This is a genomic window from Rhodococcus sp. NPDC060176, from assembly GCF_042728675.1.
Classification (GTDB): domain Bacteria; phylum Actinomycetota; class Actinomycetes; order Mycobacteriales; family Mycobacteriaceae; genus Rhodococcus_F.
Genome location: NZ_JBHWYS010000008.1, coordinates 216556 through 234213, shown reverse-complemented (window position 1 = coordinate 234213; position 17658 = coordinate 216556). Strand labels below are relative to the sequence as shown.

Below are 17658 nucleotides of genomic sequence, written 5' to 3'. Positions count from 1 at the left end.
CCCCCCCCCCGAGGCGACGGTCGAGCAGATACTCGCCTCGAATGTTCGGCAGATCCTGGTGCCGCCGACGGAAGAATCGATCGAAACAGCACTGATCGAGAAGCGGCGATCGCGCCACGCCACCGGTGGAATGTATCCACTCTCGCTCCCTCAACACCTAAGCCTGTACTCGAATGCCGGCGATATTCGCGTGGTGGCCAGTTTCGGGGGCACTTCGGGGACGGGAAGTTTCATCTGCACTTTCGCCGACGAATCTCGGATCACACTGGCATTGAACCTCGTTCAAGGGCTGACTGATATCTGGGATGCCCCCACAGCGGTCCTCTACCGGCGAGCTGAGTCACGGGTTCAGAGTTACGTACCCGGCGGCGCGACGATCGGCAGCTGCACCTATTTGGGTCAAGAGTTCCCCGTCGACGAAACCCAACTCCCGCCCACCGTGGAGGCATTTCCGTATCGGGACGGCACCGTGGTCATCCAGCGCGATCTGTCCGCGCCGTTGACTGCCGATGACATCCGCAGCATCCGTGCCGCGGCAAGCCTGCCCACCGAACGACGAGAGATCAGGCTACCGAAAGGCTCACGACTGGTGTTATAGATCTTCGTAGCGCTGAAGCGGGAGCTGCCCTGCCGGAACGACTCTCACCGCATGGCCACAGATTGACGGACTTGCCGGGGATATCTTGAGGGGCGACATGGGGTTCGTGAGAGGTTCCGTAGCGATCGCCATCAGGGTGGGGAACGGGTTCTTCAGAGGCAACATATGTCCCAAGAACGCTGACGCGTTCACCGTTGTCGAATCACTAGGCAGTGACGACCACGGAATGTTCGAGTACCGCGTCCGATGCCCAGTGTGCGGCTGGTGCGAGCACGTGCGGGCGAGCGAGCTCACTCCAAAGGACTCCGCCGAGTGACGCTCAATTCTCAATGGAGGGGCAGGTAGGGCAAGGCTGTCGAGCGGCAGTTCGAGTTGGCGTTTCACGGGTACGGATGAGGCTGCCTTCCTTGGTACGAGTGACCTGCAGGTTGGCGGGCGGCCCGTCCGCGACTCACCCGAACTGTTCGCCGGGAGATTCTGCTACCACGCCGCGCTGCGGTTCAAACTGCTTTGGTGGTTGAAACTTTCGGATGGCGCTAGCGGTTTGATTCGCTCTCCCACGGACGCACGCGGGAGACCACTCGTGCAAGGTCGCCAGCGTGGAAGAACGCCGAATTCGCCTGGACGAATGTCGTAGTGATCACCTTGTTGTCCGTCCGTTTGCCGCCTACCGCTGGGACCGGAGTAGAGCGTTGGCCCAACAGTGCTCCGATGTGAATTCGCATCTCGAGTATCGCAGCGGTGACTTGTGTACCAAATTTGTCGTTCTGGGTTCTGGTGAAATATTTGAACGCATCAGCGATGGAGCGAGTTGAACCGCCGTATTCGACCCAGACAGACCACAGTTTGACCGAGTCGAATTGGGGGAAGAGCGTGTCTATTCGCCATGACTCCCGATCAAGAATCTCGTTCGTGCGGTCGATCGAAGGATTGCGGCCCTCGTCTCGTACCGCAATGAGGACATCGTCGGTGCACCCGTGTTTCTCCCTGACCGCCCAGACGTTGTACCAATGCCGCGCCGCCATCGCGAACAATGCCCTTCCGTTCTCAGTCAGGGCTGTGTAGATCACGATCTTTGTTCCGGGGCTGTGTTCGTGAAGGTAGTCGAGAACCGAGAACCCCGTTGCCTCATCCTCTAGGTCGAAATCCACGAACGCGTAAGACCATCCGCGTTTCTTCGAAGCAGCCAAATCGCCGAACTTGGCGAATCTGTCGACTTCACCGAAGATATCTCGGAATTGACGATCGAAGCCCTCTAGATCCTCCACAAGCAAGACATCTGCCACCATCAGATTCTCTCCTTAGACTTACCCGTGAACATAGTTCCTCGAACCGGTCCAGCGAGCTTCGACATTCTTCCGTCCGTCAGGGCGAACTTGGTAAGTAATAGCGCCGCCTCGGGTTTTCAACCTACGTTCCAGACGCTGCAGCCCCCCACCTTCTCGCATCCATGCCGCCGCGGAGATCTGACCGCCGTCGTCGGTCACCGAAGCAGAGTATTCATTGCGCGCCGCGGTGTACACCAACAAGACATCGCAGTGAGTGGCATTGGCTTTGACCGCATTCGTCACGAACTCGTCCAAGACAAGAGTCGCCGTAAGCCGGTTCCATCGCGTCAGCGGTTCTTCTGGATGCGTGAACGTATGTTGCATTCCTCGTGAGCCCATCAATTGCCGGAGGCGCCCGTTGAGCAGCCCTGGCCAGTCTGCGTCCAGGTCCGCCATCAGGTCCATCTCGATGAGCTCACGATAGCCGCCGACCAGCAAGCGGTACTGATCGTACAAATCGGGGTCATGCGAGCGGTTCCGTTCGACATATCGATGGAGAGCGTCGACTGGTGCACCGACTCTTGAATGCAACGGACTGGTGATGGCCTGCCGCCCTGTCACCTGTTCCGAGTCCGAAAACGCGCGTGCCGTAACCAGTGCACGGTCAGTCTCACGTAAACGAAGTTGCACGCCGATAAGTCCGAGGCACATACCGAAAGCGAGCACACGACTCTCGGTGGTGGGCCAAGGAGCTGGGACGATGACGGCGGTAGCGATGGCCGCGCTAAGGGGGCCGACACAAGATCTGACGTACTCGATGAAAGCGGGCATCGTGATTCCAGGGTTGTAGAACGCCGGATCGACGAACACTGCGCTCAAGCAGCTGGCGATGTAGACCAGCGCGGCGCTCAGGCAAATGAGGCGAGCGAGTACCGCTTGATCGGTCAACAACCACGGCCCAAGTATCCCGAGTGGGACGTAGCACAACATCTCCGCCAGTCCGGGAATATTTGGGCGGTTTCTGCCCAGCGATGTTTCGTTGTAGCGCAGGCTGGCTCGGGCGAGTGGTTCTAGCGGACGCTTACCGGGGCGCTCGATATAGAAGTTGTCGCTGGCGGACAGGTAGCTTGCGAACACAGCAAAAGCGAGAATGGCCCACGCGTACCAGGGGGGCTCTACCGTCGCCAACGTCGCCGCAATTACTGCGAGCGCAATAAGTCTCGTAATTGCGGAACGGAAGCCATAGTCGCCAACTCGCTGCAGAGTCACCTGGTAAGCGATCCTGCTGCGACGTGATGCGTTGTTCATGTTTTGAGGTATATCGGCAAAAGGGTCGTCGCGCATCTGTTTCCCCGACAACTACGAAAAAGACCCGGCAAGTGCCGGGAGATTTCGATCGTCGGCACATGCCTGCCGACCTGCGTCGCAGCATTGACCGCCGGAAAGCGCTGTCGCACAGTTATTCACGTCGGCACGAGGTTGCCAACGTCGAGACCACGGCGAAAGCAACGGGTGGGCCGGAGACAACCGGGAGGAAAATCCATGATCGGGATCAAGAACCGTACGATCGGAAGCGCGTTGAAGGCGGGCCTTGTCGTGGGCGCCACCGGATTGATCGCGTTGAGCGCGGCGCCGGCAGCCGACGCTAGTGTCAGCTCGAATTACTGGTGGGGGAAGTCCACTTGGTATTCGCAGTCGGAGGTGAAGAAACTTCAGCCGTCATTCCGCCGTATGTCGGACCTGGTGGCTGGAGGCGGAGGTGTGGCAGCAGGTGCGGTTTGCTCAGGGGCAATGCTTGTCGCGGTCGTCCCGGGCCTTGCTTGCGGGGCGATCGTCGGAGCGGGGGCCTGGTACATCAGCGATCAGGCATCGAAACTCGACTACGCCGCAAGTCGGAACATGTGCGCGAAGATCGATGCCAACAAGGTCGGCATTGTGACGGTCACGCCGTACAGCTGCAACTGGCGATAGTCGTCACTGGTTCGTCGGCGACCGGAGTTTCGCGTACTGCCGGGATGGTCCTCACGATGTTTGTGGGGGCCATCCCGGCGTTCGTCGACCACCTCGGAGGAAGGGTATCTCCTCCAGAGACCCTATTTTGCTACATAACCACTATTATGTAGCAAAATGAGTGTGGGCCTGACCCCGCTCCCCAGCTGTCGACGATAGGCCTGAACTGTGAGCACCTCCCTCGACGTCGCGTTCGACACCTTCATGACCTGGCGCAAGGGCGGAACCATGTCCACCCACACCGCGGAGGCTTACCGCCACGATTTCGTCGGCATCGCTGACGCCCTCGCCGTCGACTTGGCCGTTCCGATCGAGCACCTCACGACAGCTGTCCTCGACAAGGATCATTTGCGCCGTGCGTTCGCCCGGTTCGCCGAAACCCGCGCTCCAGCGACGGTGCGGCGTTGCTGGTCGACGTGGAATACGTTGTGCGGCTTCTGGTGTACCGAGGATCTCCTCGAAGCCAACCCGATGTCGACGGTTCGGCGGCCGGCGATGTCCAAGCGGCAGCCGTCGTCGTTCGACGGTGAAGCTGTCGCGAAATTGTTGGCCGCAGTGGGTGATCCGGACGACACCCATGCTCGGGCCTGGCCGGAGCGTGATCTGGCGATCGTGCTCACCTCCCTTCTGACCGGCTGCCGGCTGGCCGAACTCGTCGGCCTCGACATCCGAGATCTGCGCGATGTGGACGGCGGCAATGGCGCGAAAGCGGTACGCGTGCGAGGGAAGGGCGACAAGGATCGCACGGTCACGATCGAAGCTGGCCTGGTCAACGTACTCGGTGAGTACCTCGCGTCGCGGGCGATCCGTTTTCCTCACACCGGTCGCGCACGCGTGCGATCTGATTCCACACCGTGGACCCGTTTCCGGGCGACCGATCCCCTGTTCGTCGGCCCGGACGGTGACCGCGTGTCGAGATCGCTGGTGCAATACCGCACCAAACGTGCGTACACCCGGGCAGGTATTGAGGACCAGAAGGTTCGCGGAGCTCTGGTGCACCAGTTGCGGCACACTTTCGCCACTGGCCTTGCCGACCAAGGTGTCTCGGTTTATGAGCTACGGCAGATGCTCGGGCATTCGTCGATTCAAACGACGTCTCGCTACACCGCGGCGGCCGGACAGGAGACCCGCACAGCCGCAGCCGCAAACCCCGTCTACAGAATGCTCGAGTAGCCCGCCGACAGTCACCTCGCGCTGGGTTCGACTATCGCGGACATGGAGGGACGTCGGCAAAGACTATTGCAGGCAGCCATCCCGTGCAGATCAGTCAGATTCGACAAAGCGTCGTTCGCGATCGCATGCGCCGTAAAACTTTTAGCCTCCGCCCATTTGGAGTCTTCCCGTACCGGTCCAATGGTGACAAGCCGGGCACAATGAGCAAGCAGGCGCAGCGTAAGTCGAAGACCGACACCAAGACAGACCGCAACCTGCAGAGAGCAGGTCCTCGCAGAGCAGCGCCGCCCCACCGACGTGAAGGAGCCCGAGTTGCGCGCACGATGCACACAGAACTCCTTGGAATATGCACCGGACAATAACCGAACCGACTGCAGCGATGATCTGCCACGGAGCCGTCGAGGTGGCTCGCGGGGCTACAGTAACCCGGCCACCAGGGAGCGCCGTGGATAAGCGGTCACCCGGCCGCGGCTTGCAGGACTGAACATTGCAGGGAGAACTAATGACCGACGCTGCCGAAGAGAACACGAGCAAAATCCTTGAGGTCGCCGACATGCTCGACGCGTACGGCGAGGGTGACCACTCGAACGCTGAGGACGCACGAGAGACCGCCATGGGTTTGCGCTTTTACGCAGACGACCCGGATGCGAACAGTCCCGCGCTCCGAGAGCTGTTAACCAAGGCGGTGGATACGTTCACGTTGGCGGACGGTCGCACCCGGTGGGTCCCGGAGTTCATTCGAAGCGCCACGTCCGCCAGGCAAGCGTTGGGGTAGGTGTCAGGGGGCAGGCAGCAACGTCGTTTCGGGGAGTTACCTCACCGTCCGGTGCCTCAGAAATAATCGATTGATGGACGCACGTCTTCGAGCGGAGTTCCCGGTGGTTTAGGTGACCAATACTCGTCAACGACGAGGTGACGGGTGATATCACTGTCCGCCGCCGCTACTCGGTATCTGGGCTGTGATCGAACGGGGCGTCAGCCGCTTCTGGTCGGAGCCGTCAGGGTTCATCGAGGCAAGCTCGGTGCGTTCAGCCGTGGAAATATCGACAACCAAATCCCCCGACATCGTCGTCGATCTGTTGTAGAGGATGCGTGAACCGTCCGGTGTGAACTTCGGATGCACGGCGAACGTATCGGTCAGTGGCGTGATCTCTCCACCGCCGGCAGGCATCGAGTAGATCTCCGATCCGTTGTTCCCGCCGCGATTGCTCGAGAAGACCAGAGTGGAACCGTCAGGCGAGTAGGAGGGGTCTGCGTTCCAAAATTGGTCCCGCAGAACAACCTTTGTTTCTCCACCCGTCACTGGTGTCTCGACTATGTATCCGCCGACTCTGAAGACCACCCGCGAGCCGTCAGGCGAGAACGTAGCATCGGATCCGCCCTCCTCCTCGGCGACAACGCGCACGTCGGAACCGTCGGTGTTCATGATGCTGATACCGCTGCCAGTGCTGAACGCGATGTGGGACCCGTCCGGCGAGAAGACAGGTTGATGGCCACCTTCGCGAATAGTGCGTGATTCACCGGAATCGAGGTCCACGAGTTCGATGTTTCTCCCTCCGCGGGTGTATGCCAGCTGTGTTCCGTCTGGCGATAGTGCGGCGAAATTGCCGTATCGGCTATCTGTACTGTCGTCACCGACCGTTGGGGAAACCTGTCGCAAACCGCTGCCGTCGATGTTCGCCACGAAGACCTGACCCCACCCGTCATCAAAAGAGATGATCGCCGGTGCCGGAGTCCGCGGCGGTTCGTCCGCGCAACCTGCAAGAACGACGGAAGATGCAGCGAAGACAGGCAATAACCGGGAGAAACGCATCAGCTGATCATGCACGATCATAGTCAAAGTGGCTGGGTAGGAAGATGCCGATTTATCGATCGATTGACGATGGGATCGCTGCGGACTGTTCAACAGCCCGGTGACCCGGGAGCGCCGTACACCCTGCTGCAGCGAGCGAAGATCCGAGGCGATGCTCGGTCTGACCAAGTCCGCAGTCGGGCAGATCAAACGCGCCCTGGATGCAGCGACGCAGGGAATCTGGGCACCGGAACCAGTTGCGACACACTTTTGCCACCGGTCTTGCAGACCAAGGTGTTTCGGTTTACGAGTTGCGGCAGATGCTCGGCCATTCGTCGATTCAAACGACGTCTCGCTACACCGCGGCGGTCGGACAGGAGACACGCGCAGCCGCAGACCCGGTCTACAAGGTGCTTGAGTAGAACCCGTCCATGTCGACCCACCTCGACACCGAGCGGCCGTACGATTCACCGGTGACGCGATCCCCCGCTCTACCCGTGCACATCGGGCGTGCAGCTCCCTCCGAGCAACCAGACACACCGGCCTGGAAGCATTCGACACCTGGTGACGACACTGATCAGCAGACACCGATCAGTGCCGCCGCGCTCGATTGGGAGCAACTAAATGTGCAGCCGCGGTGGCTAGGACAAGAATCCGCGGATTGCGTGGCCGCGATCGAACCATCCATCTTCACAGGCAGCGGCGCAGACGAACTTCGCCGCTTCTCGGCCGGAGCAAGAGAGCGAGATGAGACTGCACTCGTCATCAGAATGCTCGGCGACGCCGACCACTTCGGACCACTCCCATCGCTCCTCCACGGCGCAGACGTCGTGCTTATCCTTCCTGACGCGCAGGGAAGCATCGGCGGCCGGCGGCTTCCGACCGGCGCCCGCCCCGTACTCGCTCCCGGACTGAACGTCGCCGATAAGGATCTAGGACTGCGATTGCTCAACCGGCCCGACTCCGCCCCATGGTGGTCCCTGAAATTGCGTGACACCGCGTTCGAATCGCCAACCGGCGCTCAAACACCGAGCCCGCCGCGCGGGAGCTTCGAACCCATCCTGATCGATGTCCTCGGCAATCCCGTGGTCGCAGCATGGGCACCCGCTGACGGCAGCATGCGGTGGTACGTCATCCCTGATGCGGTCGACTGGAACCAGATCATCGACTGGCTGGTTCAGCAAGCGATCCCGCATTTCGCTCCGATGGCAGCCCGCCGGTACAGGATCGCAGGGTCAGTTGCTCCCGAGTGGCAGACCCCGAGAGAAATCGCAGCCCAGGATGCGTTGACCGACATGGAGAAGCGGCACGAGGAGGAGTGCGCCCGGCTCCTGGCGGAGCTCGAGGAGGCGAGGGAGACTGCGACCAGCATGCGAGATGGCCTGCTGTACGGGAGTGGCCCTGAGCTCGAGGAAGCCGTCGCGCGAGTGTTTGAGGACGCGCACCTCGAAATACTCAATCTGGATAAGACAGGTAAGGGTACGTGGTCGGCGGACCTGCTCGTCCATGATCAGGGACGGAGGTATCTCGTAGAGGTCAAGTCGGAGGGCGGTAGAGCGAAAGAAGCGCTCGTCGGCGATCTCAAGAAGCACCTCGCCACCTGGGCGGGCGAGCATCCGAGCGAGTCCGTCATCGGCGGGACACTGATTGTCAATCATGAACGAAAGACGGATCCGAGTGAGCGCTCGCGCCAGGTCTACGCCCGCCCCGAGTTCGTGAGCTCTCTCGATGTACGGGTGGTGTCGACACTCGATTTGTTCGATTTGTGGAAGCTATCGGATTGGGCTGCGATTAGAGCAGCAGTTCTGGGAGAAGCGCCGAAACTTCGAGTAGAGGGAACCTCTCACCTGGACGTGGAGGCGGATGCTGCTAGCCGAGAGACCCCTCGACGCAACTGGTTTCGTACCCACTTTCGTAAAAACGAGGACTGATGGACACGTGACTTGGAGCAGTTCCCCCTGCACGCGTCACCGGCCTCGTGAACCGAAAGGCTGCCTTGCACAAACTTTTCATCACGCCGCCTGCGCACTCGCCATGACCGGAGGAAACCAGTCACGGCGATCGACGCAGCGAGCCGAACATCGATCCACGCGCAGATGCATCGCCATGGTGGCAACGAAATATGTTGCGCTGGTGAGGAATAATCCGCTGATACCCTGATCGATCCGTATGATGTGTGCATGGATCAACGGTTACCGGCGGGCGTGTCCTTACTTGTTCGTACCGATTTTTCGGACGACAGGCTGTGGCAGGAGGTTTTGCTGTCGACCGGTGACGAGGATGAGGAGGAACCGTTCTTTCCTCAGTTCACCGTTGTCGATGACAGGCAGTTCGAGAACCTTACGGTCGACGAGTTGCTCGGTTTGGTCGGGCCGGATCAGACCTTCGTTTTCTTGGCAGATAGTCAGACGATGACCGATCCCGAGCATGCGCTCCTCTTGGTGGACACCGGCAGTGCCGAATACGGAAATCACACGCCTGGTCAGACCTTGCGGGTCACGCAGCCGGGAATAGAGTCGGTTTCATCGGGACTCTCGCTCGGGAATTCGGATTACATCAGCTTCGTTGAGTCTGCGGACGCAGATGGTGTTTACCGCGGGATCGACGCATTCGATCCGAGCCAGTACGAATTCTATCCGATCGAAATGCTGCGGGACGCAGTTGCGCAGAGACAAGAACTGCCTCTGTTCGCCGAACTTCTTCATGACCTCGACACAGACGATCATGGTCCCGAGGTTACGGTGATATCGGGGCTCGACATTGAAACGTACCGGTCCAATGTCCGGAACTCGCCGAACGATCCCGGGTGGCCGGACGAGGGGAAAGAAGAATTCCTGCGGGCGATCGAAGAAGTGCCCGAGGTTGCGGTGATCGATCTTCTAACGATCTCCCGCTACGCCTGGACGATCGCGTTGGGTAATGGGAGATTCGAACCCATTGCGGCATATCGAAAAGTTCATACCGGTCCACTCCTGGATTGAGGTCGGCGGCGGGATTGTTTCCCGCCGCCGGCCCCCAGGGCGTCACGAAACGGTGAACTCCCCGATTACGGCTTGTCCATCCTGGTCGTAGAGCGAGACGGTTCGGCCACCAGTGTTGCTGGCCAGCGCCTGCTCCGGCGATGATGCGGGTCCGCCTAGCTCGCCTTTCTTGATGTAACCAATTTCGCCGTTTGTGCCGATCGCGGCCACCAGATCCGGAAGGTCTGCATCGGATTCGACGCCTTCTCCAGAACCGAAGGACTGGCCCGAACCGTTGACACCCGATTCGATAGTGATCGACTCGGGAGCCTGTGCCCGGGCACTGGGTGATGCCGGCACTTCGAAGTACAGAGGATCGGTCGGGAAGGTGACGAACTCCTTGTAGCTGCTAGTTCCATTCCATGCGGCTACGAATCCGTGGCTGTTGTACCAACCCGTTCCGCATACTGCTGTGGTGCCTACCTGCATCTCGGCCGCGATTTTGACGTTGTATCGGTAGTCGACGGCTTGGCAGAGCGCGCCGCTCTTGAACAGTCGCGCTCGGACGCCCAATCCTCCGGGTGCGACGTCGGCCCCGGTGACCGTCCAGACCTTCGACTGAGCGATCAGGTTCGGGGAATTGATGATGGTCGACTGATGCAGTAACGCGTTGCCGTTGACTGGAAGCGTCGGCCCTATCCAGCCGGTGAGGGTGTCCGCGCCGGCGACGCCAGGGGTGGCCAGGATTGCCGCACTCACCAGAGCACCGGCAGCGATTGCTGTTTTCAAAGACGGTCGTGTCACGATAAAGACCTTTCTTATCCTAAGAGGGGAAACCAGACTCTTATTGCGTGGTGCGAACAGTGAACGGATCGCCGACGATGAGTCGATTCTGTCGATAGAATCCCTCCATCAAAGTGGATTGCGCTTGGTTCTCCGCCTTCCTGACCCATTTGATGCTGGCCGTGGCCCCACCTTCAGCAGAAGAGGCGAAGGGATACTCGTCGCACTCCGCTGGGACCAAAGCAGGCGGCGGTGTTGCACCAATCAGAGCATTTTTTCGTGCGGTACTGCACGCTGCAGCCCGATTCGCATCGATCTGAGGGCCAGAGACCCGGTGCAACGGTTTATTCAGCAATCCGCGGTCGGTCGCATCTTGATCGTCAGAAATGTTTTGCCAGATTCCTGGGAACACTGATTTCGCGTACGTGACACTCGGGATGTATTTCGGATTCACGCACCCTGTGTTGGAGCTGATTTCCTGTTTGTTGTCGCAACGCAAGGTTTGAGTAGTGCCAATGTAGGTCGGTCCCGGATCAACGGGCGGCACAGGAGTGTGCGACGTGAAGGAAATGACGAAGTTGATACTGTTACTTCCGAGCTTGGGCGGAGCGATGATGAAGGACTCATCGTGGTACTGATTGCTTCCCGGGCTCAGCGGCATCACGAAATCCATGATGTCCGTTTGTGCCCCAAGATCGTGGCCGGTGAGCTTGATATCCAAGGTACCGGGGACCGGGGCGCCTTCGAGGGCAATGGTGTACCCCTCCACCACGGCGGTGGAGCGGGGAAGTCCGTACTGCGAGTTGACGTTCAGTTGGAAGTACACACCCCAGAGTCCGAACATCACCGGCGGCGAAGACGGTGTGTCCTTCTTCCACTGTTCGACACGGCTGGTATACGACTCGCACGAGAGGTATCTGTGGCGATCGCACGGGGGAAGAGCAGTTAGGCGCTGTTCCATCTGTCGACTCTGAACGGAATCGGGCGGCTCTGTGACTACGCGTTCGTAGGTGATCGGATAGGCGGCCGGATCTGTCGTAAGAGGTTGTGGTGGCTCCGATTGATCGGCTTCCGTTTGCTCGGGCGCCGATTGTTCAGGGGTTGATAGGTCGAGAGTGGGTTGTTCTGGAGGCGGTTGCGCGGTAGCTACGCCACCGCCGATGACCATGAATGCCGTGGTCAACGCGAGGAGGCGTACCCATCGAACATGACCGCCATTTGCTCTTCGTCGTCTGGTCAAAGTCTCTTCCCCGTGTTGTCGAATCGGTTGGAAAAACTTCAGTCGATTTAGAAACGTCCGAACGAGAACCGTCGAAACGGTCCAGTTGGTCTCGTTCCGGGTTGAGTAAAACACTTCTCTGTTCGGCGCGCAACGGGTTGGGCAAAACGTTGAATTATGCTGAATGCAAACGTAACTCGGCACCGTTAGCCATCAGGTGACGTGCCTGAAGTTGCCATTTTCAACGACGCCTTCACCCTTGACCGCAACAGCAGCGCGGAGCCAAAGCGGGCCAGACGGCCGCGACATCGAAGGTCTGACCGGTAACCCTCAGCGTTATTGCAAGTTGCTCCATCCCGACACCTACCGATCAAATCAACACCAGCGCAACCAATCTCGACGCATTCCGTAGTCTCGTTTCGCGGTGTTTATCACTGCTCACGATAGAGGGTTGCTCGTGAGAATCACAGAGATCTTTCATCCCGGTTTAGCGAAAGCCAAAGCTCAAGGCTTCAACCTGCAGGTGGAAGGGTTTCTGCCTGGAAAAGTTACTACTTTTGATGGAGCCTGCATTTCTGGGCACTTGGTCCTGCAAGCGGCATATGGCTGAACTGACTGACCTGCAACGCTTTCTGGACATCAGACGCCGCAGAAACGTGGTCACCGGTCTCAAGCCGATTCAGTTGGCTCCGTCGGTCGAGGAAGCGCACCGATGAACGGAGCTGCGGGCAAGGTTGCCGCCCCGACATTGAGACACAGCTGCGTCCCGTCCGGCAATCGATTGATGGATTGCGGCATCGCCGTCCAAGTGTCACGGACTAGAAGTAGGGCGGCGGCGACGGTAAGGAGGCTTGGTCATACGCCCAGGGAATGAGGCCCGGTAAGGCTGCAATGCTTCGCCTGGCCATTCACTGATCTCCCGCACGCGGTCCCTTAACTGTGATCGTGACACCGCAGCTCCCTCGGACTTGACCACCTGGCTTACTCGACCAGGGGACAACGCCGTCGCCTCGGCGATGATCGTTTGGCTGAGCCCTGCGCTGCGGGCGATCTTCATCGCATCCACGAGAAGGGCTTCGACCTCGTCTGAGAGCCCTCGACAGGAGTGCAGCAGGCGTGCGAGTTCCACGACATCTGCGAGAGCGTTCTGCCGATCGTCGTCGTTCATAGTCTTAACTTTAGCGGACTAAAGTTAAGATCGCTGTGTCGATCAGTCGGGAGGAACAGAACACGCATCAAGCTCAGAGAGCCGTGAAATTGACTGGCAGCGCGCGCCGTTCGTAGCTGGCCTTAGACACGGACTACTTGAACAATCTGGGATCGAACGGTCAGCCGCAGAGTCCCTGCTCGGTACGAAATATCCGCGGACGAACCTACGATTACCAGAGGGTTGTCTGGGTAGGTGTGAGATCTGCGTTTCCGTGTGGTGATCGTCGCTGCGTCTTACGGCCGGACGCGCGCGCGATGTCGGCCTCTGGGATTCCGGCTTGTCGGGCCATTTCGATGTCGTGGGTGGGATCAACGCGTGCTGCGGTGGCGATTGCGATTTTGACCAGAAGGTGTCGTCGGAGTCTCTCGCGTCCATCTGCGGACTCTCGTGCGTTCCACTGGTTTTTCCATTCGGCGCTGCCGGGCGCCGGCGCGGATTCGACGCGATTGGCGAGGCGTTCGAGCAGCACGTCGAGTGACTCCAGCAGAGCGTCACATGCCTCTGCTACAGCCTCATCTCTGATGCCGTCGACCCGCATGCCCGCAGCGTATCGAACACAGGGCGCGCCCGCTGGGAGGTGAACTGTGGGCTGCTCTTGCGTTTCGCTGGCCCCGCTGTCGACTACATGGTTGCGCAGCGCGATTCGATTGTCATTTTGGCGAGGCTTCGGCTGTACGCCACCCAGCGGGAGGGTGTTACTTGCGGCTTGGGCTGAGATCGGATGGTACCCAGAGGATTCCCTCGGATGCGTCGCCACGGCTCACTGCGCTTTTTTCAGCACGCCCTGCCCGTCGACTGACAGGTTGTGCGTGTCCAACAGTTCGTCAGCGTGCGCCTTCTGATCGTTGTACTTCGCGGTAGTACTGATCTCGAGCAGCATTGTGCGGATGGGAATGTCATCGACGAGGTACAGCTCTTCGAACACGGACTCGATGTGCCAGTACGCGTTTCCCTCGAGGTCGTCGCTGTCGAGGTAGCACAGGCATTCGTAGAGACCTTCGGTACCGTAGCGCTTGATCAACGCCTCCGCTGCGATTTCCCTCGGTGCGAGATTGCTCGGGAAGCGCAGCCCCTCGGCGAGAATCAGCCAGTCCTGCTCGCCGGCCGCATTCTCGACGAACCACCCCAACCCGGCTTTTACGGATGCCCAGTCGCCCCGGCCGATCTCAGCGAGCGCCTCCTCCTTGGTTTGTGCGGCGGCTCGTTCACTCGCCAGCGGCGTTGCGGCAGCGACCACCGCGGTGAAACCCACGTCGACTACCGGTGTGACGGCTGCAGTCCGCGCCTTGGCTGCCTGCCGGCGCAGCGTGAACGCTGCAACGAAGTGAAAACCCACCACCACGATCAAACCTATTCCGGCGATGGTTGTCCGGGTGCTGCCCATGGTGAGGAAGCTGATTGCCGCCGCGAGGCCGATTGTTCCGAAGACGGTGCGCGCGATCCATCCGGGCTTGCTGGTGTCCTTCACCGGCTCGGTGCCGTGGATCTGTGGGGTATCCGAACTCTCGCTGTGGGACATGGCTATTCCTTCGCCTCGGGCGGAAGCGGATCTCCGGGGAGGACGGGAGATTTCGGGAAGTACCATTCACCGTCATCGCCTTCGATGGGTCCGAAGTTCTCCGAGAACCGTGGAGCTCGGTTCATCTTTCTTTGCTCGGGTGGGATAGCCGCCTGAGCTTTGAGCGCAGCTGTCAGCCTCTTCACCGTCTTTTGCTGTTCCTTCGACAACCTGAATTCACCACTGCGATCGGTCCTCTCGACATCACCTCGAACGTAAATCCAGGCAATGAAACCCGCACAGATAGCGAAGATCCCCGACACGACCGTCCAGGCGTTCAGGGCGAACCCTGTCAGCACGACGCCCGCAACGAACACCATCGCCGCGACCGCTACACCGGTGTAGAGCTGCTTCGTCATGCATCTCCTGCCTTCCCTTGCCTGATATGCGGAAGCTGATCTGTTCAGCGTTGAGGGGTAATGCGGTCAGTGTTGAAAGGTGCTCCGCCGAGAAGGAAGTCGATCACTTCGCGGCGCTCGTCGAGCACCAGATCGACAGGGGTTGGGTGCCTGAGCACCTCGCCGAGCACTGCAGCGGCGCGCGAACCCTGTACCAGCGTGAAGTCTCCACGATCAGAGGTGCAGACGAATCCACCTTCCGTGCCAATCACGGTGACGTTGCGGACCAGGGGGTTGCCGAGGTCGGTGATGGTGTACCCGAAACCGAGCTGGCTGCGGGTCTGCGGCCAGTAGACCGTGCGTGAGATCACCGCGAGCAGCAATACCGGGTCGATGTCGTACGCGGCTACGGGTATCGCCAGGACGTCGCGCTTGTCGACGAACTCCCCCAGCGACCAGCGGCGGGATTTGATCATGCGCGGCGTTGTGTCGGGTCGCGGCCTGATGCTGGCGGACAAGTAGCCACGTGTCTTCTCCGGGAACACTGCCTCGATATTGTCCCAGGGGTAGAACATGCGCACGGACCCGTTGTCGACCCACAGTCCGTCTTCGGTCAACACCAACAGGGGGTCGTTCGACCTGAGCGCGAAACCGCACAGGGCGCGAACAGCTTTCGGCACGATTAGCACCACTGAGATCACTGCCAAGACCAGGTAGAACGGCCCGAGAAACGACCCACCGTAGCCAGACATCGTCCAGAATGCCCCGGTAAAGAGAAACACCGGAACTAAGAACATCCGACCCAAAACCAGATATGTCTGAGCGGCAACGCTTTCGATCATGGGAACAACGATCCCGGCGACGGAATCGTCGTCGGGTCGGCCGGAATCGGATACCTGTCCCGTCGAGGGGGAAACCCACACGCGCCGTACGTTTACGGACACTGCGGACGCGGGCCGCCTCCGTGGGGTCATCAGCATCGGAACCGCAAGCAGCGCAATCCACACACCGGCGAGCGAAACCGGTGCAGCAACGGTCGCCACACCCAATCCGATGAAGAGCGCACCGGAGATGAGCACCATGGCCGGCACCCAGTACCGGGCCAGCAGGTTAGGTTTCTCCGTTCCCCACTGAGGTGGCCACAGTAAGGCACACGGTTCGGCGGATGTGTTCCCCACTACGGTTTGGTGGTCCTGCGTCATCGGGTCCAGCTCCTTCTGACGACCTGGGGACGATCGCCGATCCGCGTAGGTGTTACGTCTGGTTCTATTCACTGCAGTTAACGACACGGTGTTAACATTCAGCAACCGAAAGGGGTGGCTTTGTGGGCAGGGACATAAGTCAGAAACAAACTCCGGCCCAGGTTGACGGCAACGCAGAACCAGCGTCCGCAGCTCGCTCAGCGCACGTGATGCAGCAATATCCGAGGGAGGCGAGCAACGGCCATCGCAGTCATCATCATTGTCGCGGCAGTGAGCATCTGGGCGATTGTGCGTTTGACACGCGTTGCACCTCGTCCCGCGCCCGGCGGGCGAACCCGTAGCGCCGGCCGCCGGCACACGTCGAGCGCCGCCTGGGGTGGAACCAGTGGATATGTGTACGGCCAGGGCGGTTTCGACGGCGGCGGAGGATCCTCCGACTGCGGATCAAGTGGTGGCGGCGGAGATTGCAGTTGACTGTGACACGAGCTTCGTTGAGCAGAGTCCGCAGACGAGCTGACGGGTAGGACGTGCGCGGCGTGGAAATGGACGACAGACAGCGCCGAGCATGGGACGCGTGGGAGGCGCGCGGTGCCGACGAGCAGGCCAGAGAGTCACCCGAGGCCGACAATGAAACGCCTCCGATCCAGCGGGGGAATCGAAATATTCGGACGTTAGCGGATTGTGCCTTGGTGGCTTCGATGTCAGCCAACGCATTTACCCTCGCGATACCGGCGAATCACGGCATTCTGACGCGGGCGCTGGGCGTCCTGGCGGTGGTGTTCATTCTCGTCGCCGGGATCTGTGTGGTGACGACGATGGTGCTCAGCACATGGTTTACCGAAAAGGACTGACGGAAACTCTCTTTCGATCCATTCGCTCGTTTCGTCGCCAGTTCGTCAGGACCGAGCAGTACGGGTCGACATCGTCGAACCTCCGATCTCAGCAATACGTACATAGGACGGTGAGTCGGCCGGGACTATTCGTCGCTGATCGGCGGATCGCAGTTTCGTTGCCAGGTCATCCAGGACCCGTAGAGATTCAGCGGAGAGTCCGTCCGCGACCGTAAGTAGGTCTTTCAGGGCACCGTGGTGGAGACGGGCAACGATCTGGCCGTCTTCGCTACACGTCAGGTTCCGATCATTTTGTGGGGTGGTGAAGAAGTAGTCGGGTGCGACACCGAAGTAGTCCGCCAGTGCTCCGACGACCTCGTCCGAGGGGTTCTGGCGCGTACCGGTCCGCAGCTGTGACAGGTATGGAGCAGATATCTGGCAATTGCGTGTCAGCAGGGCGTTGACGACTCTTCGATTGGTCAGACGGCTCTTGGATGCGTTGAATAGCTTGTTCAGCTGGAGCTGGAAGAGATTTTCCTCGTCGGAGTGCGTCATCTCCTACCTCTCATAGTTGTGGCGCAAACCCATCCCCTGCGTTGCTGGGCTTTCGAATTCACGTCGATCAGGATGGATGTTTCGTCAGGGCAAAGGGTCTCGACGTTGGTCGAACCTGGCAGTGATGAAGCCGGATGCGGCTCTACGGTTACGGCATCTGCG

Annotated in this window: 21 protein-coding genes; 10 read left to right on the top strand and 11 right to left on the bottom strand. The window is 59.9% G+C overall.

The annotated features are described in order from the left end of the window. Positions 1-598 (top strand): hypothetical protein (locus tag ACFWEM_RS28600; protein WP_378539139.1); only part of this gene is annotated, 598 nt, incomplete at its 5' end. Between the two features lie 536 nt (positions 599-1134). Here ACFWEM_RS28600 and ACFWEM_RS28595 read toward each other — a convergent pair. After that, the gene (locus tag ACFWEM_RS28595; protein ID WP_378539138.1) at positions 1135-1887 is read right to left on the bottom strand and encodes a hypothetical protein; all 753 of its coding nucleotides are present in this window, start codon (positions 1885-1887) and stop codon (positions 1135-1137) included. Between the two features lie 18 nt (positions 1888-1905). Continuing rightward, complete coding sequence (locus tag ACFWEM_RS28590) at positions 1906-3174, bottom strand: hypothetical protein (RefSeq protein ID WP_378539137.1); 1269 nt, start codon at positions 3172-3174, stop codon at positions 1906-1908. Positions 3175-3408: 234 nt separating this feature from the next. Here ACFWEM_RS28590 and ACFWEM_RS28585 point away from each other — a divergent pair, with 234 nt between their 5' ends. The 3 genes from ACFWEM_RS28585 to ACFWEM_RS28575 all read left to right on the top strand — a co-directional run bounded on the left by ACFWEM_RS28585 (position 3409) and on the right by ACFWEM_RS28575 (position 5824). Beyond that, the gene (locus tag ACFWEM_RS28585) at positions 3409-3837 is read left to right on the top strand and encodes a hypothetical protein (RefSeq protein ID WP_378539136.1); all 429 of its coding nucleotides are present in this window, start codon (positions 3409-3411) and stop codon (positions 3835-3837) included. Positions 3838-4044: 207 nt separating this feature from the next. Continuing rightward, positions 4045-5049, top strand: coding sequence for a tyrosine-type recombinase/integrase (locus tag ACFWEM_RS28580; protein WP_378539135.1), 1005 nt, complete (start codon positions 4045-4047; stop codon positions 5047-5049). Positions 5050-5551: 502 nt separating this feature from the next. Further along, positions 5552-5824 (top strand): hypothetical protein, encoded by a 273-nt coding sequence (locus tag ACFWEM_RS28575; protein ID WP_378539134.1) that lies wholly within the window; start codon positions 5552-5554, stop codon positions 5822-5824. Between the two features lie 150 nt (positions 5825-5974). Here the strand turns inward: ACFWEM_RS28575 and ACFWEM_RS28570 are convergent, their stop codons facing one another. Next, on the bottom strand, positions 5975-6877 hold the full coding sequence (locus ACFWEM_RS28570; RefSeq protein ID WP_378539133.1) for a TolB family protein: 903 nt from the start codon (positions 6875-6877) through the stop codon (positions 5975-5977). Positions 6878-7062: 185 nt separating this feature from the next. Here ACFWEM_RS28570 and ACFWEM_RS28565 point away from each other — a divergent pair, with 185 nt between their 5' ends. From ACFWEM_RS28565 to ACFWEM_RS28555, 3 genes are all read left to right on the top strand, one after another. After that, positions 7063-7263, top strand: a complete 201-nt coding sequence (locus ACFWEM_RS28565) for a tyrosine-type recombinase/integrase (protein ID WP_378539132.1) — start codon at positions 7063-7065, stop codon at positions 7261-7263. A 9-nt stretch (positions 7264-7272) separates the two neighbouring features. Next, positions 7273-8772, top strand: coding sequence for a hypothetical protein (locus ACFWEM_RS28560; RefSeq protein WP_378539131.1), 1500 nt, complete (start codon positions 7273-7275; stop codon positions 8770-8772). A 249-nt stretch (positions 8773-9021) separates the two neighbouring features. Next, the gene (locus tag ACFWEM_RS28555; protein ID WP_378539130.1) at positions 9022-9822 is read left to right on the top strand and encodes a DUF6924 domain-containing protein; all 801 of its coding nucleotides are present in this window, start codon (positions 9022-9024) and stop codon (positions 9820-9822) included. Positions 9823-9864: 42 nt separating this feature from the next. Here the strand turns inward: ACFWEM_RS28555 and ACFWEM_RS28550 are convergent, their stop codons facing one another. Both ACFWEM_RS28550 and ACFWEM_RS28545 read right to left on the bottom strand, forming a co-directional pair. Further along, positions 9865-10605 carry a hypothetical protein gene (locus tag ACFWEM_RS28550; protein ID WP_378539129.1) on the bottom strand — a complete coding sequence of 247 codons (741 nt, stop codon included), beginning with the start codon at positions 10603-10605 and terminating at the stop codon, positions 9865-9867. A gap of 40 nt (positions 10606-10645) precedes the next feature. Continuing rightward, on the bottom strand, positions 10646-11767 hold the full coding sequence (locus ACFWEM_RS28545; protein ID WP_378539128.1) for a NucA/NucB deoxyribonuclease domain-containing protein: 1122 nt from the start codon (positions 11765-11767) through the stop codon (positions 10646-10648). Positions 11768-12260: 493 nt separating this feature from the next. Between ACFWEM_RS28545 and ACFWEM_RS28540 the strand changes: the two genes are divergently transcribed. After that, positions 12261-12413 carry a hypothetical protein gene (locus tag ACFWEM_RS28540; protein ID WP_378539127.1) on the top strand — a complete coding sequence of 51 codons (153 nt, stop codon included), beginning with the start codon at positions 12261-12263 and terminating at the stop codon, positions 12411-12413. Between the two features lie 201 nt (positions 12414-12614). Here ACFWEM_RS28540 and ACFWEM_RS28535 read toward each other — a convergent pair whose 3' ends face one another. From ACFWEM_RS28535 to ACFWEM_RS28515, 5 genes are all read right to left on the bottom strand, one after another. Then, positions 12615-12971, bottom strand: coding sequence for a hypothetical protein (locus ACFWEM_RS28535; protein WP_378539126.1), 357 nt, complete (start codon positions 12969-12971; stop codon positions 12615-12617). Positions 12972-13182: 211 nt separating this feature from the next. Beyond that, complete coding sequence (locus ACFWEM_RS28530; protein WP_378539125.1) at positions 13183-13551, bottom strand: hypothetical protein; 369 nt, start codon at positions 13549-13551, stop codon at positions 13183-13185. A gap of 222 nt (positions 13552-13773) precedes the next feature. Beyond that, complete coding sequence (locus tag ACFWEM_RS28525) at positions 13774-14532, bottom strand: hypothetical protein (RefSeq protein ID WP_378539124.1); 759 nt, start codon at positions 14530-14532, stop codon at positions 13774-13776. Between the two features lie 2 nt (positions 14533-14534). After that, complete coding sequence (locus ACFWEM_RS28520) at positions 14535-14930, bottom strand: hypothetical protein (RefSeq protein ID WP_378539123.1); 396 nt, start codon at positions 14928-14930, stop codon at positions 14535-14537. A gap of 44 nt (positions 14931-14974) precedes the next feature. Beyond that, complete coding sequence (locus ACFWEM_RS28515; protein WP_378539122.1) at positions 14975-16111, bottom strand: hypothetical protein; 1137 nt, start codon at positions 16109-16111, stop codon at positions 14975-14977. Between the two features lie 270 nt (positions 16112-16381). Between ACFWEM_RS28515 and ACFWEM_RS28510 the strand changes: the two genes are divergently transcribed. Both ACFWEM_RS28510 and ACFWEM_RS28505 read left to right on the top strand, forming a co-directional pair. Further along, positions 16382-16585 carry a hypothetical protein gene (locus ACFWEM_RS28510; RefSeq protein ID WP_378539121.1) on the top strand — a complete coding sequence of 68 codons (204 nt, stop codon included), beginning with the start codon at positions 16382-16384 and terminating at the stop codon, positions 16583-16585. Positions 16586-16647: 62 nt separating this feature from the next. Then, positions 16648-16962 (top strand): hypothetical protein, encoded by a 315-nt coding sequence (locus tag ACFWEM_RS28505; RefSeq protein WP_378539120.1) that lies wholly within the window; start codon positions 16648-16650, stop codon positions 16960-16962. Positions 16963-17007: 45 nt separating this feature from the next. Here ACFWEM_RS28505 and ACFWEM_RS28500 read toward each other — a convergent pair whose 3' ends face one another. Further along, the gene (locus ACFWEM_RS28500) at positions 17008-17496 is read right to left on the bottom strand and encodes a transcriptional regulator (protein ID WP_378539119.1); all 489 of its coding nucleotides are present in this window, start codon (positions 17494-17496) and stop codon (positions 17008-17010) included. Between the last annotated feature and the right edge of the window lie 162 nt (positions 17497-17658).